The sequence below is a fragment of the Variovorax sp. 679 genome (assembly GCF_003952185.1).
Classification (GTDB): Bacteria; Pseudomonadota; Gammaproteobacteria; order Burkholderiales; family Burkholderiaceae_C; genus Variovorax.
Window position 1 is genome coordinate 200,059 of the sequence record NZ_RXFS01000006.1, and the last position, 14,581, is coordinate 214,639.

At 64.6% G+C, this 14,581-nt stretch carries 13 protein-coding genes, 1 tRNA gene and 2 pseudogenes; 9 read left to right on the plus strand and 7 right to left on the minus strand.

All coding sequences use genetic code 11. The features are described from left to right. The first annotated feature begins 132 nt into the window (after positions 1–132). The 9 genes from thrS (at position 133) to EJO71_RS16835 (ending at position 8,200) form a co-directional block, all read left to right on the plus strand. Positions 133–2,040 carry a threonine--tRNA ligase gene (gene thrS / locus EJO71_RS16795; protein WP_125949933.1) on the plus strand — a complete coding sequence of 636 codons (1,908 nt, stop codon included), beginning with the start codon at positions 133–135 and terminating at the stop codon, positions 2,038–2,040. Positions 2,041–2,141: 101 nt separating this feature from the next. Continuing rightward, entirely contained in the window at positions 2,142–2,768 is a 627-nt protein-coding gene (infC, locus tag EJO71_RS16800; RefSeq protein WP_125949932.1) for a translation initiation factor IF-3, read from the plus strand. A 164-nt stretch (positions 2,769–2,932) separates the two neighbouring features. Further along, positions 2,933–3,136 carry a 50S ribosomal protein L35 gene (rpmI, locus tag EJO71_RS16805; RefSeq protein WP_007832497.1) on the plus strand — a complete coding sequence of 68 codons (204 nt, stop codon included), beginning with the start codon at positions 2,933–2,935 and terminating at the stop codon, positions 3,134–3,136. Positions 3,137–3,160: 24 nt separating this feature from the next. Next, positions 3,161–3,520: a 50S ribosomal protein L20 gene (gene rplT, locus EJO71_RS16810; protein WP_007832499.1), complete on the plus strand. Its 360-nt coding sequence runs from the start codon at positions 3,161–3,163 to the stop codon at positions 3,518–3,520. A gap of 112 nt (positions 3,521–3,632) precedes the next feature. Beyond that, entirely contained in the window at positions 3,633–4,709 is a 1,077-nt protein-coding gene (pheS, locus tag EJO71_RS16815; protein ID WP_125949931.1) for a phenylalanine--tRNA ligase subunit alpha, read from the plus strand. A 42-nt stretch (positions 4,710–4,751) separates the two neighbouring features. Further along, positions 4,752–7,193 carry a phenylalanine--tRNA ligase subunit beta gene (pheT, locus tag EJO71_RS16820; protein WP_125949930.1) on the plus strand — a complete coding sequence of 814 codons (2,442 nt, stop codon included), beginning with the start codon at positions 4,752–4,754 and terminating at the stop codon, positions 7,191–7,193. A 5-nt stretch (positions 7,194–7,198) separates the two neighbouring features. Further along, positions 7,199–7,573, plus strand: coding sequence for an integration host factor subunit alpha (locus EJO71_RS16825; protein WP_125949929.1), 375 nt, complete (start codon positions 7,199–7,201; stop codon positions 7,571–7,573). A 65-nt stretch (positions 7,574–7,638) separates the two neighbouring features. Beyond that, a complete protein-coding gene (locus EJO71_RS16830; RefSeq protein WP_125949928.1) occupies positions 7,639–8,097 on the plus strand; it encodes a MerR family transcriptional regulator in 459 nt (152 codons plus the stop codon). Positions 8,098–8,123: 26 nt separating this feature from the next. Next, positions 8,124–8,200: transfer RNA gene (locus EJO71_RS16835), tRNA-Pro, on the plus strand. A gap of 116 nt (positions 8,201–8,316) precedes the next feature. Here EJO71_RS16835 and EJO71_RS16840 read toward each other — a convergent pair. From EJO71_RS16840 to EJO71_RS16870, 7 genes and pseudogenes are all read right to left on the minus strand, one after another. Further along, a pseudogene (locus EJO71_RS16840) lies at positions 8,317–8,424 on the minus strand (LysR family transcriptional regulator); the annotation flags it as partial. A 15-nt stretch (positions 8,425–8,439) separates the two neighbouring features. Next, positions 8,440–10,068: a hypothetical protein gene (locus tag EJO71_RS16845; RefSeq protein ID WP_125949927.1), complete on the minus strand. Its 1,629-nt coding sequence runs from the start codon at positions 10,066–10,068 to the stop codon at positions 8,440–8,442. Between the two features lie 260 nt (positions 10,069–10,328). Further along, positions 10,329–11,147 carry a Crp/Fnr family transcriptional regulator gene (locus EJO71_RS16850; protein WP_240651434.1) on the minus strand — a complete coding sequence of 273 codons (819 nt, stop codon included), beginning with the start codon at positions 11,145–11,147 and terminating at the stop codon, positions 10,329–10,331. A gap of 162 nt (positions 11,148–11,309) precedes the next feature. Then, complete coding sequence (locus EJO71_RS16855; RefSeq protein WP_171022565.1) at positions 11,310–11,900, minus strand: NADPH-dependent FMN reductase; 591 nt, start codon at positions 11,898–11,900, stop codon at positions 11,310–11,312. Next, positions 11,897–12,880, minus strand: a complete 984-nt coding sequence (locus EJO71_RS16860) for a tripartite tricarboxylate transporter substrate binding protein (RefSeq protein ID WP_240651433.1) — start codon at positions 12,878–12,880, stop codon at positions 11,897–11,899. The genes EJO71_RS16855 and EJO71_RS16860 overlap by 4 nt, the downstream gene beginning before the upstream one ends. Positions 12,881–12,917: 37 nt before the next feature. Further along, positions 12,918–14,227, minus strand: a pseudogene (hmgA, locus tag EJO71_RS16865) (homogentisate 1,2-dioxygenase). 28 nt (positions 14,228–14,255) lie between these two features. Continuing rightward, complete coding sequence (locus tag EJO71_RS16870; protein WP_125949925.1) at positions 14,256–14,579, minus strand: NIPSNAP family protein; 324 nt, start codon at positions 14,577–14,579, stop codon at positions 14,256–14,258. Positions 14,580–14,581 lie beyond the last annotated feature (2 nt).

Consider the following 14,581-nt stretch of genomic DNA (forward strand, 5'->3'; position numbering starts at 1 on the left):
ATTCAGCGGCTTTTTCTTCACTGAAGGAAAAGGCCGGTAGCCCCGCGCTCGCTGGTTTCTTCCAGCGCCACAACCAAGCAAAGCGCGGCATCCACCGCGCTTTTTTGTTTTTCTCTTCGAGGTTTTCTTCAAATGATCCAGATCACGCTCCCCGACAACTCGCGCCGCGAGTTCCCAGGCCCGGTTTCGGTGGCCGAAGTCGCCCAGTCCATCGGTCCCGGCCTGGCCAAGATGACGGTGGCCGGCAAGGTCGACGGCAGGCTCGTCGATGCCAGCGACGTCATCGACCATGACGCCAGGCTGCAGATCATCACGCCCAAGGACGACGAGGGCCTGGAGATCATCCGCCACTCGACGGCCCACCTGGTCGGCCACGCGGTGAAGCAGCTCTATCCGACGGCCAAGATGGTGATCGGGCCCGTGATCGAGGAGGGCTTCTACTACGACATCTCGTACGACCGCCCCTTCACGCCGGAGGACATGGCTGCCATCGAGGCGCGCATGCGCGAGCTGATCGCGCAGGACTACGACGTGATCAAGAAGATGACGCCGCGTGCCGAAGTCATCGAAGTCTTCAAGTCGCGCGGCGAGGACTACAAGCTGCGCCTCGTCGAGGACATGCCCGACGAGCAAGCCATGGGCCTGTACTACCACCAGGAATACGTCGACATGTGCCGCGGCCCGCACGTGCCGAACACGCGATTCCTGAAGGTCTTCAAGCTCACGAAGCTGGCCGGCGCCTACTGGCGCGGCGATGCCAAGAACGAGCAGCTGCAGCGCATCTACGGCACGGCGTGGGCCGACAAGAAGCAGCTCGACCAATACATCCAGCGCATCGAGGAAGCCGAGAAGCGCGATCACCGCAGGCTGGGCAAGGAGCTCGACCTGTTCCACATCGACGAAGTGGCGCCCGGCGTGGTGTTCTGGCACCCGAAGGGCTGGGCGATCTGGCAGCAGGTCGAGCAGTACATGCGCGGCATCTATCGCGACACGGGCTACTGGGAAGTGAAGGGTCCGCAGATCCTCGACAAGAGCCTGTGGGAGAAAACGGGCCACTGGCAGAACTATCGCGACAACATGTTCACGACGGAGTCGGAAAAGCGCGAGTACGCGCTGAAGCCGATGAACTGCCCGGGCCATGTGCTGATCTTCAAGAGCGACCTGCGCAGCTACCGCGACCTGCCGTTGCGCTATGGCGAGTTCGGCCAGTGCCATCGCAACGAGCCCAGCGGCGCGCTGCACGGCATCATGCGCGTGCGCGGCTTCACGCAGGACGACGGGCACATCTTCTGCACGGAAGACCAGATCCTCGACGAGTGCATCGCCTACACGGCGCAACTGCAGAAGGTCTACGCCGACTTCGGCTTCACGGACATCCTCTACAAGGTCGCCACGCGGCCGGAGAACCGCGTCGGCTCCGACGAGCTGTGGGACAAGGCCGAGCATGCGGTGATGGAGTCGCTGCGCCGCTCGGGCGTCGATTTCGTCATTGCGCCGGGCGACGGCGCGTTCTACGGCCCGAAGATCGAGTACACGCTGCGCGACGCGATCGGCCGCCAGTGGCAGTGCGGCACGATGCAGGTCGACTTCAACACGGCCGAGCGTCTTGGCGGCGAATACGTGACGGAATCGAGCGGCCGCGCGCATCCCGTGATGCTGCACCGCGCGATCGTCGGCAGCCTCGAGCGCTTCATCGGCATGCTGATCGAACACCACTCCGGGGCAATGCCCGCATGGCTCGCTCCGGTGCAGGTCGCGGTGCTCAATATCAGCGAAGGACAGGCCGATTACGCTGCGCAAGTTGCGAAAACGCTGCAAAATCAAGGGCTTAGGGTCCAGCTTGACCTGCACAACGAAAAGATTACGTATAAAATACGGAAGCATTCGTTGCAAAAGCTCCCTTATATCGTTGTCGTGGGCGACAAGGAAAAGGAAGCAGGTGCCGTCGCAGTGCGCGCCCGGGGCAATCAAGACCTCGGTGCAATGTCCCTCGAATCGTTCACGCAACGGCTCGTTCAGGATGTTGCCGACAAGCGTTGATTTGTCTTCGGAACACCCCACATGTTTCCCTGCCAAATCGTGCCGTTTGTCCGCGAGGGCTGAACGGCGTTCGCTACAGATTTTGTAGCAAATTTTGAAGGATTCTGACCATCGCTACTGCATTCCGCGACCGCCGCCACCGCGAGGAACGCCAACACCGCCTGAACCGGGAAATCATGGCCCCGGAAGTCCGCCTGATCGGCCCGGATAACGAGCAATTGGGTGTCGTGAGTCTTGCCGAGGCTCTACGCCTTGCTGGTGAGCAGGACGTGGATCTGGTGGAGGTCGTTGCGGCGGCCAATCCGCCGGTGTGTCGCCTGATCGAGTACGGCAAGTTCAAGTACCACGAGCAGAAGAAGGCGGCCGAGGCGAAGTCGAAGCAGAAGGTCATCGAGGTCAAGGAAATCAAGTTCCGGCCCGGTACCGACGATGGCGACTACAACATCAAGATGCGCAACATCCGGCGCTTTCTTGATGACGGCGACAAATGCAAGATCACGCTGCGCTTCCGCGGCCGCGAGATCACGCACCAGGAGCTGGGTCTGGCATTGCTGCAGCGTATTCGCGACGAGCTGGGCGACTCCATCCTTGTCGAGCAGTTTCCGAAGCTCGAAGGCCGGCAGATGATCATGATGATCGCTCCGGGCCGCAAGAAGCCCGGTGGCGGTGCGCCGAAGCCGGCGGCAGACGCCGGTGCCGCGCCGGCAGCGGCACCCGCAACGGCCTGAGTGGCTGGAACCGGGGTTGCAGTAGAGAGGTTTTGAAGGGATTTCGCTCCTGTCCGCACTTCGCAAGAAGGGCAGGCAGGGGCGGGATGAAGAAGTGTCTCGGGGCCAACAAGTCCGTGGAGCATCCATGGCGCCTCACGAGCACAAACTAAAGGAGCATTCACATGCCCAAAATGAAGACCAAGAGCAGCGCGAAAAAACGTTTCCGCGTTCGTCCCGGTGGCACCGTCAAGCGCGGTCAAGCCTTCAAGCGTCACATCTTGACGAAGAAGACCACCAAGAACAAGCGTCACCTCCGTGGTGCAGTCGCAGTGCATGAAACCAACATGGTTTCTGTCGCCGCCATGCTGCCCGGCCGTGGCATCTAATTCAGACGAACAAGGAGTACACACATGCCTCGCGTCAAACGTGGTGTAACGGCTCGCGCCCGCCACAAGAAAGTTCTCGCACTCGCCAAGGGTTTCCGCGGTCGCCGCGGCAATGTCTTCCGCGTCGCCAAACAGGCGGTGATGAAGGCAGGCCAATACGCCTACCGTGACCGCCGTACCAAGAAGCGCGTGTTCCGTCAGCTGTGGATCGCGCGTATCAACGCCGCCTCGCGTGAACTGGGCCTGACCTACAGCCAGTTCGCCAATGGCATCCGCAAGGCCGGTATCGAGATCGACCGCAAGATGCTTGCGGACATCGCCGTGCACGACAAGGCCGCTTTTGCCGGCATCGTGGAGCAGGTCAAGGCCAAGCTGGCTGCTTGATTCTGCACAGCAGGGCGCTGCCTTCGGGCGGCTTCCTGCGCCCACGGCTCAAGGGCTGGCGCTTGAAAAGGCTCCAGCTCTTTTTTATTTCCCCTCGAAGATTTTTGTTGCTATGAACGAGTTGGACTCCCTGGTCGACACCGCACGCGCCGCCTTCGCCGAAGCGAAGACGCCCGCAGAGCTCGAAAACGCCAAGGCCCAGTTCCTCGGCAAGTCGGGCCGCATCACCGAGCTGATGAAGGGCATGGCAGCGCTGAGTGTCGAAGAGAAGAAGTCCCGCGGCGCCGCCATCAACGTCGCCAAGCAGGCCATCGAGGCCGCGCTGACCGACCGCCGCCAGCAGCTGGCCGACGACGAGCTCTCCCTGCAACTGCGCGCCGAGGCGCTCGACGTGAGCCTGCCCGGCCGCCGCCGCATCTCCGGCGGACTGCACCCCGTGAGCCGCACCCTGGAGCGCATCGAGGAGATCTTCTCGAGCATGGGCTTCGACGTGGCCGACGGCCCTGAGATCGAGAGCGACTGGCACAGCTTCACCTCGCTCAACAACCCGCCTAACCATCCTGCGCGCTCGATGCAGGACACCTTCTACGTCGACCTGAACGGCGACGACGGCATTCCCTACAACCTGCGTCCGCATACCAGCCCGATGCAGGTGCGCTACGCGCATCAGCACATCAAGAAGTACGCCGCCGAATTCGCGGCTGCCGCGGCCGACACCACCGGCGCCGTGAAGGCGCCCGAGATCCGCGTGATCGCGCCGGGCCGCACCTACCGCGTTGACAGCGACGCCACCCATTCGCCCATGTTCCACCAGTGCGAAGGCCTGTGGCTCGGTGAGAACGTGAGCTTCAAGGACCTGAAGGTCGTCTTCACCGACTTCTGCCGCACCTTCTTCGAGCGCGACGACCTCGTGCTGCGCTTCCGCCCGAGCTTCTTCCCGTTCACCGAGCCCAGCGCCGAGATCGACATCCAGTTCGCGAGCGGCCCGCTGGCCGGCCGCTGGCTCGAAGTGTCGGGCTCGGGCCAGGTGCACCCGAACGTGGTGCGCAACATGGGCCTCGACCCCGAGCGCTACATCGGCTTCGCCTTCGGCATGGGCCCCGACCGGCTCACGATGCTGCGCTACGGCGTGAACGACCTGCGCCTCTTCTTCGACGGCGACCTGCGTTTCCTCTCGCAGTTCCAGTAAGCAGCACCCCATCACAGAAAAAACCAGATCGAGATCGAAGAGATGCAATTCCCGGAATCCTGGCTGCGCGAGTTCTGCAACCCGCCCATCGACAGCGCCACGTTGGCCGAAACGCTCACCATGGGTGGCTTCGAGGTCGAAGAGCGTCGACCGGTGGCGCCGCCTTTCACGCGCATCGTGGTCGGCGAAATCAAGGAAGCGGTGCAGCACCCGAACGCCGATCGCCTGCGCGTGTGCCAGGTTGACGCGGGGCAGGGTGCTCTGCTGAACATCGTGTGCGGCGCGCCCAATGCGCGTGTCGGCATCAAGGTGCCTTGCGCGCTCGTCGGCGCCGAATTGCCGCCGGGTGAAGACGGCAAGCCTTTCCTCATCAAGCTTGGCAAGCTGCGCGGCGTGGAGAGCCAGGGCATGCTGTGCTCGGCGCGCGAACTGCAGTTGAGCGAAGACCACGGCGGCCTGCTCGAGCTCGATGCCGATGCGCCCATCGGCGCCGACGTGCGCGACGTGCTCAAGCTCGACGACGTGCTGCTCACGCTGAAGCTCACGCCCAACCTGGCGCATGGCCTCAGCGTCTACGGCGTGGCGCGCGAGCTGGCCGCGCTCACCGGTTCGCCGCTCAAGACCCCCGCCATCGCGCCAGTGGCCACGTCGTTCGCCGACGTGCTGCCGGTCAAGGTCGAGGCGCCCGATCTTTGCGGTCGCTTTTCTGGCCGCATCGTGCGCGGCGTGGACACCAAGGTCGCCACTCCCGCATGGATGGTCGAGCGCCTCGCGCGCTGCGGCCAGCGCAGCGTGACGCCGCTGGTCGACATCTCGAACTACGTGATGTTCGAGTATGGCCAGCCTAGCCACATCTTCGATCTCGACAAGATCCACGGCGGCCTCACGGTGCGCTGGGGCAAGGCGGGCGAACAGCTCAAGCTGCTCAACGGCACGACGATCACCGTCGACGAGAAGGTCGGCGTGATCGCCGACGACCGCGAGGTCGAGTCGCTCGCCGGCATCATGGGCGGCGACGCCACCTCTGTGTCCGACGACACGCGCAACATCTACGTCGAGGCTGCGTTCTGGTGGCCCGAGGCGGTGCAGGGCCGTTCGCGTCGCTTCAATTTCTCGACCGATGCCGGCCATCGCTACGAGCGAGGCGTTGACCCGAGCCGCACGGTCCAGATCATCGAGCGCATCACGCAGCTGATCGTCGAGGTCTGCGGCGGCCAGGCCGGCAGGATGGACGACCAGACGCTGCGCGTGCCTGAAGCTGCACCCGTCACGCTGCGCGTGGCGCGCGCGGCGCGCGTGATCGGCATGCCGCTGACGCAGGCCCAATGCGCCGACGCGCTGAACCGCCTGGGCTTCGCGATCACCGAAGGCGAGGGCACGTTGACCGTGACGCCGCCGCCGCACCGCTTCGACCTGCTGATCGAGGAAGACCTGATCGAAGAAGTCGCGCGCCTGATCGGCTTCAACAACCTGCCGACCACGGCGCCGCTCGCACCCATCACCGCGCGCGTGCGGCCCGAGGCGCAGCGCAGCCGCTTCGCGGTTCGCCGCAGCATTGCCGCGCTGGGCTATCAGGAAATCATCAACTTCAGTTTTGTCGAAGCGCAATGGGAGCAGGACCTTGCGGGCAATGCCAACCCGGTGAAGCTGCTGAACCCCATCGCCAGCCAGATGAGCGTGATGCGCTCTTCGCTGATGGGCTCGCTGCTTCAGGTGCTCAAGTTCAACCTCGACCGCAAGGCGCCCCGCGTGCGCGTGTTCGAGCTGGGGCGCGTGTTCATGCGCGACGACAGCGTCGTGACCACCGACAGCACCGTGCGCGGCGTGAACCAGCCGATGCGCGTGGCAGGCCTCGCGTGGGGCGACGCTGATGAATCGCGCTGGGATGGCAAGCCGCAGCGCATCGATTTCTACGACGTGAAGGGCGACGTCGAAGCACTGCTCGCGCCGCTGCAGCCCAGCTTCGAGGTCGCCGAGCATCCGGCCCTGCATCCGGGCCGTTCGGCACGCGTGCTGGTCGACGGAAAGGCCATCGGCTTCGTTGGCGAGCTGCATCCGCGCTGGCGCCAGAAGTGGGACTTCGCGCAGGCACCCGTGCTGTTCGAACTCGACCTCGACGCAGTGACCGCGCGGCCCGTGCCAGTGGCACAGCCGGTGCCCAAGCACCAGGCCGTCGAGCGCGACATCGCCGTCGTGGTGGCTGAGGCCGTCACGCACGATGCGCTGATGCAGACCATCCGTGCTGCCTCGGCTGCACAAGGCCTGCTGCGCGATGCGACGCTGTTCGACATCTACCGTCCGCAGCCATTGCGCGATGGCGCCGTGGCCGCGGCAGGTGCGCTGGCACAGGGCGAGAAGAGCATGGCGGTGCGCCTTAGCTTCCAGAGCGACAGCGCCACTCTGACGGACGAGCAGGTCGAGCCCGCTGTCCGCGCAATCGTCGAACAACTGGGCGCCAAGCTCGGCGGCCGCTTGAGGGGATGATGAGAATGAACGCTGCCGAATTCACGCTCGAGGCTCTCGAAACGCCTGCGCTCACCAAGGCGCATCTCGCTGACCTGCTGTTCGAGCAGATCGGCCTGAACAAGCGTGAGTCGAAGGATATGGTCGAAGCGTTCTTCGAGCTCGTGGCCAACAGCCTCATCGAGGGCACGGACGTGAAGATCTCTGGCTTCGGCAACTTCCAGATCCGCGTGAAGGCGCCGCGGCCGGGGCGCAACCCGCGCACCGGCGAGGCCATTCCGATCGGCGAGCGCCGCGTGGCCACCTTCCATGCGAGCGCGAAGCTCAAGGAGCAGATTCACGGGAGCATCGACCAGGGCAATGCATCCGAAGTCGAGTGGAGTCTCGGCTCTACCGAATAAGTGCTTGGTGCTGTGCGCCTGCGTAGAGTAATCTCTGAGGTTTCCCGCGCACAGTCTTGATTTCAATGGAGAAAACGCTCCCGCCGATCCCTGTCAAACGCTACTTCACCATCGGTGAGGTCGGCGAGCTGTGTGGCGTCAAGCCGCACGTGCTGCGTTATTGGGAGCAGGAGTTCACGCAGCTGCGCCCCATGAAGCGGCGCGGCAATCGTCGCTACTACCAGCACCACGAGGTGCTCATGATTCGCCGCATTCGCGATCTGCTTTACGACCAGGGCTTCACGATCAGTGGTGCCCGCAACAAGTTGCAGGAACTCGTGCAGGGCGAGCGCGACCGCCGCAAGGCCGGTGAGGTACCGCTCGAAGGCGTGGAGGCGATCGAGATCGACCAGGAAGAGTTCGATGCCGCCGTGGTGGAGGATTCCCCTGTGCCATCTGGCGTCCAAACGGCCGACCTGTCGCAGTTGTTGCACCTGCGGCGCGAACTCTTCGAAATTCGTGAGCTGCTGAGTGTAGGACGCTGAATTTTCGAGGCTATAATCGAGAGCTTCGGTGTGTGGCGCAGCCTGGTAGCGCACTTGCATGGGGTGCAAGGGGTCGAAGGTTCGAATCCTTTCACACCGACCATTTTTGCTAGATAGATCAACGGGTCAGGACCACAAGTCCTGACCCGTTTTTCTTTGCGCCTGACAAATGGATGGGTTCCTGACAAACCAGATGCCTTGCATCCTTCCTCACGCCTCCACGTCATAGGAGATGGTGGAGGGCACCTTGTTCAGGCGCGAGGCGGCGGCGGCGAAGGTGCCGTGGCGAGCGATGGCGTCGACGACCTCGATGGCTTCCAGTCTCAGTTCAAGCGAAGCTGCTCAAGCCCTTCGTGGAACTTCATAGACGATCGCAGGCGCAAGCGAATCGATCGCCTCAACGGCTTCCGGCGGACGCCAGAGATAGAGCGAGAAGCTCATCTTCTCGGGTGTGATGTCGATGATCGTGAAGCCATTCTTCTCTGCCGGCCTGAGTGCCTGCTCCATGTCCACCGACAGTGCCGGCATGGACTCGACGTTGCGAAAGACCGAAGGGAAGCCCAGATCGCCGGTGCCCAGGGTGCCGGTCATGATGGCGTGGACGGGGTTGGCGCCGAGATCCAGTTCGGCCGACCGAACCATCCTGCCGGCCGCGGAGGCGTGGAAATCGCCCTGGACGATCACGGCGCTGCGTTTTTTCTGTTCGCTCAGCGCGGCCACCAGGCGCTGGTGCTGCTTGTGCCAGCCGGCTTGCCAGCCGTCCTTGGGCACGTTGCCGACGAGCTTGCCGGTCTTCTCGTTCAGCAGGTCCGGATACCAGTCGCCCAGCTTGCCCGAGGAATAGGCGAAAGGCAGCGACGGCGTGTGGAAGAAATGCGCGGTGTCTTCGGCACGGGTGCGCGCCAGCACCCAGTCTTCCACCCAGCGCGGGATCACTCGCGCGTGAATGCCCTTGTTGTCCAGGTAGCGCCGGCAGTCATACAGCACCGTCTCGAACAGCTTGCCGTAGCGCAGGGTGCCGAAATTGCAGTTCGTGCCCTCGGGCTGGCCGGCGCGGTCGCCACCCGGGAGCCATTGCGGGCGATTGGCGTCGGGCAGGAACTCGGGGTAGTACATCTGCTGCGTCAGTTCCGCGCCGACACGGCCGTAGTCCTCAACGGGCAACGTGGCCAGCTGGTCGTCGAACTCGTCGTTGTCGAACATGTCGTGGTCGTCGGTCAGGAACCAGGCCGGCGTGGAGCGCAACGTGGTGCCGTACAGGCCCGGGATCTGGTAGTCGCAGACCTGCGTGAAGATGCCGATGTTCCGGGGGTGATACATGGGCAAGGAAAGATCCAGCTCGCCGCCAAAGCGTGGCCGGACGTCCGACTTCACGAGCTGGGCGAAGGGCTTGTTGTCCCAGGTCTTCTGGTCCCAGTAGATGTGGTCGCCGTTGGCGATCACCGCATCGGGGTTGAACGACATGCCTTTCGCCAGCAGTCGTCTGCGCGCCGCCATGTCCAGGAACGCGCTCTTTCCCTTGAACGATTCCGCGTCGTAGCCGCCCGCGCAGGTGTAGGCGAGGATGCGCAGGCGCTCGGGCATGGTGTCGGGAGCCGGAAAGGTCTTGAGCGGCCATGAATCGCAAAGCGCGGAGCCCTTGGCATCCAGGATGCGCAGCTCATAGTGGGTCGAGGGACGCAGCCCGCGCACGTCAAAGCGCCAGAAGCGGCCTTGCGAATCGGTCTTCACCCCGGCGATCCGCTTGCCGTCGACGCCAAGTTGCGGAGGGCTCTTCAACGGCGTCCTGAACGATGCCTTGATGAGGAACCGCTCGTGGTTCGCGATGGGAATGAGGTGCAGGAGCTGGCCGGCATTCCATTCGTTTCCGGATCGGGCGCTGCCTTGCAAAGGCAGGCCCATCAGGCCAGTGGCCGCTGCACCGGCTCCGAGGGCAAGAAACTGGCGGCGTTCGATGGGAAGGGCGTTCATGGCAGGTCTCCGTTCGCCGGCCTGGCCCGGCGAGATGTTGTGAATGCAAGGCGGGTTCTCGTCGGCACCGGCTGCTCTCGATGCCCTTGGCGGCATCATCCGGACACGCCTGCCCGAAGACTGCTAACTTCTTTGCATTTGCCCCCAAACATCCACGGAGCGGCCATCACGAACGCGCGATGCGACGGATTCCCGGGGGCTGTCGTGTGCGGCGATGACGACGCGCGGCATCTCGCCCAGCCCATTCGGGCCTATGGTCGTTACTGATCGCGCAGCAAGAGGGCCATGTCCAGGATGTCGATCCGGCCATAGTTCAGGCGGATGGCGCCTGCCTTGGCCAGTGCCTGCAGTTCCTTGCTCAAGGTTGGCCGGCTGACGCCAAGCATCATTGCAAGCGTTTCCTGGGATGCACTGACACTGCTGCGCGCGCTTTCGGACTGCGACATATCGCCGCACGCCAGCAGGGCGATGCGCCGTGCCAGACGCTCGCGGGTACCCAGCAGTGCAGCATTCGCAAGCGAAACATAGGCCAGCCGGAGGCGCGACGCCACCAGGCGAAGCATCGCACGGGCAAACGCGCCGTCCTGCATCAGCACATCGAACTGATCGACGCGAACGCCGAGCACCTGCGAGTCTTCCAGCGCAATGGCGCAATGCGCTCGCGGCTGCAGATCCAGGGTCGACACGCCTCCGAACCAGTTGCCCGGCTCCACGGTGGCCAGGATGGCTTCGGTGCCCGCCTCGTCGAAGATGGAAAGCTTCAGCAAGCCGGAGACCACGCCGAAGAACGCGGCCGATTCGGTGCTCATTGCATCCCCTTGAGAGAAAAGGAACGTACCGCAGGGGAGCCGCATGGGGACTGCGGCGTTCAGCAGCGCATCGGCCACCGAGTCCGGCAGAGTCTTGAACCAGGGGTTGGCGTGGAACGCATGCATGGCGATATTTTGCAGCGCGGCATCGACAACATCGCAGGTCTCCCTCGACGGCCGTGAACGCTTCGTCGAGGCGGTCAATGCAAGGGTGACGGTCGGAGAAGCGAAGCGACCTCGAACCGGATCGAACGCATCGGCGTCGGGCACGTGCTGGGTGTGCTGTCCATCCTCAACACCTGCGCCGCAAACTCGCGGCGAAGGCGACATGCGATGCGCGACTCTCCGAACTCGAGGCAACCGCCGATGCGCTGGACCAGGTGCGCGATGGCGAGGACGGCGCAGGGAACGCTGCTTGCGCAACCGTCGCAGCTACCCCGGCAGCATCCGTCCTACCTGATCGATCCAGCGCTGCAATGCCGTCATCTGGTCGGTGACGAAGCGGCGCGTCGTCTCGTCCGTGCAATCGCCGTCCGGCCCGAACTTGCCGGCCGCGTTGGCGATGAAGACCTCCGGCTTCGACAGGACCATCGCATCCATGAAGAGCAGCACCTTGCGCAGCTCGTACTGAACCCGCGCGCCGCCGACCGGACCGGGCGCGGCGCTGATGATCGCGACCGGCTTGTGGCGCAGCGGCTGGTCGGTGCCGCGTGAGATCCAGTCGAGCGCGTTCTTCAGCATGCCGGGAATCGAGAAGTTGTATTCCGGCGTGGCGATGAGGACCGCGTCCGCGCGCCGGATGCGCTCGCGCAGCGCGTCCACCGGCGCGGGATTGCCTTGGGCGAGGACATCTGCGTCGAAGGGCGGGATGTCGCGCCAGTCGACCACATCCAACGCCATTCCCGCCGGCATGCATTCGCCGGCCAGGCGCAGCGCCATGGCGTTGATCGATCCGCGCCGCAGGCTGCCGCAGAGCCCGACGACATCGATGGATGGCCGAGTGGAGGTATCGGTGGTGTTCATTGCTGTGGAATCCCTGCCTTGGCGACGACTTCGCTCCAGCGTCCGATTTCTCTCTCCACCATCGACTTCATCTGTGCAGGTGTCGATGGCGCGGCCTCGCTGCCGAGCGTGGTCAGCGTCGTCTTCACGCCCGGATCGTCGAGCGCCGAGCGCGCACTGCGCCCGAGCACCTCGATCACGTTCGGTGGCGTATCGTGTGGCGCCGCGATGCCCAGCCAGGAACGGATCTCGAAGCCCTTGAGCACGCTCGCGACCACGGGCACCTCCGGCATCGAGGGCCAGGGCTGTGCGCTGGTGACCGCGAGCGCGCGCAGCCGGCCGGACTGGATGTGCGGCATCGCCACCGTCAGTGTGTCCGCGAGGACGTCGACGTCGCCGCCGATCACCGCCTGCACCGGTGCGCCGCCGCCGCGATAGGGAACGTGCAGCAGCTTGGCGCCGGCGCTCACGCCCAGCAGTTCGCCGACCATGTGCTGCGTCGAGCCCACGCCCACCGACGTGAAGGTGACCTGCCCGGGCTTCTGCCGCGCGGTTGCGATGAGCTCGGCCAAGTTCCTGGCCGGATGGTCCGCGCGCACGGCGATCACGAAGGGAAAGCTCGTCACCGTCGAGATGAACGCGAAGTCGTTCACCGGCTCGTAGGGCAGCTTCCTGCGCAGCGCGGCCGACACCGTGTGCGCGCCGGTGAGCATGACGATGTTGTAGCCATCGGGCCGGGCCTTGGCCACGAAGTCGGTGGCGATGAGTCCGCCCGCGCCACTCTTGATCTCGACGACCACGGGCTGGCCGAGCTTGTCCTGCATCTTCTGCGCGAGCAGACGCGAGACCACGTCGGCATTGCCGCCCGCGCCGAAGCCGTGGTTGAGCTGGACGGGGCGGCTGGGGTAGCTGGTCTGCGAATATGCGGAAGGCAGTAGCGAGAGTGCGGCTGCGAAAGCGACGAAGTCGCGGCGGGTGATGATGTTGGGTGAGGTTGTCACGGCTTTCTCTTGTCTCCTTTTCTTGTCTTTCGGGGTCTCACGCGCCCGCAGTCCTGAAGCCGCTCCAGACGGTGTCGTAGTCGGACTGCAGGTTGGCCGCGGACAGCGCCTGCGCCGTCGGCCGGAACACATGGCGGCTCTCGAACATGAAGGCCAGCGTGTTCTCCAGGCGATGCGGCGCGAGCTCGGCGGTGCTGGCCCGTTCGAAGGTGGTGGCATCGGGCCCGTGCGGCAGCATGCAGTTGTGCAGACTCACGCCGCCGGGCACGAAGCCTTCGGCCTTTGCGTCGTAGACGCCGCGCACCAGCCCCATCAGCTCGCTCATCACGTTGCGGTGGAACCAGGGCGGGCGGAAGGTGCCTTCCGCCACGAGCCATCGCGGCGGGAAGATCACGAAGTCGCAGTTGGCGACGCCGGGCGTGTCGCTGCCCGAGGTCAGCACGGTGTTGATCGACGGATCGGGATGGTCGAAGCTGATCGTGCCGATGGCCATGAAGCGCGCCAGGTCGTACTTCCAGGGGTGAGGTTGCCGTGCCACGCAACCGCGTCCAGCGGCGTATTCGCCTGCCCGCCTTCCCAGAGATGGCCCATGAACTTGTTGACGATGCGCACCGGGCCGGCGTCTTCCTCGAAGGCCGCGACGGGCGCCATGAAGTCGCGCGCGTTGGCCAGGCCGTTCGAGCCGATCGGGCCGAGCTCCGGCAGTCGGAAAGGCGCGCCGTAGTTCTCGCAGACATAGCCGCGCGCCTCGCCGTCCGGCAGCGTGACGCGAAATCGCATGCCGCGCGGTACCAGCGCGATCTCGCCGGGGCCGACGTGAAGACGCCCCAGCTCCGTGTGCAGCAGCAGCGCGCCGGACTGCGGCACGAACAGCATCTCGCCGTCGGAATTCACGAGGTAGCGCCTGTCCATCGAACGGTTCGCGCGGTAGACATGGACCGCCGAGCCGGTCTGCGCGTGCGGTTCTCCGTTGCCGGCGATGGTCAGCATGCCGTCGACGAAGTCCGTGGGCTGGTCCGGCATCGGCCAGGGATTCCAGCGCAACCGGTTGGCCGGCGTCGGCGCTTCGGTGAACGGGCCGCTGCGCCAGCTACCGTCGTCGATGCGCTCGAAGGTTTCGTGCATCGCGCTCGGGCGTTTCCGGTACATCCAGGTGCGCAGGTTGTGGTCGCGCGGCGCAGTGAAGGCCGTGCCCGACAGCAGCTCGGCATACAGGCCCATCGGTGCCCGTTGTGGCGAATTCCGGCCGACGGGCAGGGCGCCGGGAAGCGCCTCGCTGGCGAACTGGTTGCCGAATCCGCTCTGGTAGTCGAGCGTCGCTTCGGGCTGGCCTGTGCGTGTGGTCATGGTGTCTCCGTCTTGAATCTCTTGACCCTCAGTCCTGCCATCGGGGTTCGAAGAAGGCGGCGGGAATCAGGATCTTCGATTCCTGGCTCTGCAGCAGCGGGAGCATTTCCGCCACGTAGGACTTCCATCCCGCGTCGGCCATCAGGTGCTCGCGTCGCTGGGCCCGCTCGTTCATGTCCACGTAGGCCCACATGTGAATCACCTGGTTGAGCGGTCCGGTCTCGCTGCGGTAGTAGCCCACCATCCGGCCGAGGATGCGGCGCTGGATCTCCAGGCCCTTGGCTTCGTACAGCGACAGGTACGCCCGCCACTGGCCGGGGTGCGTGGTGTAGGTACGTTGTTCGACGAGCATGC

Bases quoted from the DNA above. Each gene is read 5' to 3' on its own strand.
- thrS (WP_125949933.1), top strand. From the start codon at position 133: ATGATCCAGATCACGCTCCCCGACAACTCGCGCCGCGAGTTCCCAGGC.
- rpmI (WP_007832497.1), top strand. From the start codon at position 2,933: ATGCCCAAAATGAAGACCAAGAGCAGCGCGAAAAAACGTTTCCGCGTT.
- rplT (WP_007832499.1), top strand. From the start codon at position 3,161: ATGCCTCGCGTCAAACGTGGTGTAACGGCTCGCGCCCGCCACAAGAAA.
- pheS (WP_125949931.1), top strand. From the start codon at position 3,633: ATGAACGAGTTGGACTCCCTGGTCGACACCGCACGCGCCGCCTTCGCC.
- pheT (WP_125949930.1), top strand. From the start codon at position 4,752: ATGCAATTCCCGGAATCCTGGCTGCGCGAGTTCTGCAACCCGCCCATC.
- EJO71_RS16825 (WP_125949929.1), top strand. From the start codon at position 7,199: ATGAACGCTGCCGAATTCACGCTCGAGGCTCTCGAAACGCCTGCGCTC.
- EJO71_RS16830 (WP_125949928.1), top strand. From the start codon at position 7,639: ATGGAGAAAACGCTCCCGCCGATCCCTGTCAAACGCTACTTCACCATC.
- EJO71_RS16845 (WP_125949927.1), bottom strand. From the start codon at position 10,068: ATGAACGCCCTTCCCATCGAACGCCGCCAGTTTCTTGCCCTCGGAGCC.
- EJO71_RS16855 (WP_171022565.1), bottom strand. From the start codon at position 11,900: ATGAACACCACCGATACCTCCACTCGGCCATCCATCGATGTCGTCGGG.
- EJO71_RS16870 (WP_125949925.1), bottom strand. From the start codon at position 14,579: ATGCTCGTCGAACAACGTACCTACACCACGCACCCCGGCCAGTGGCGG.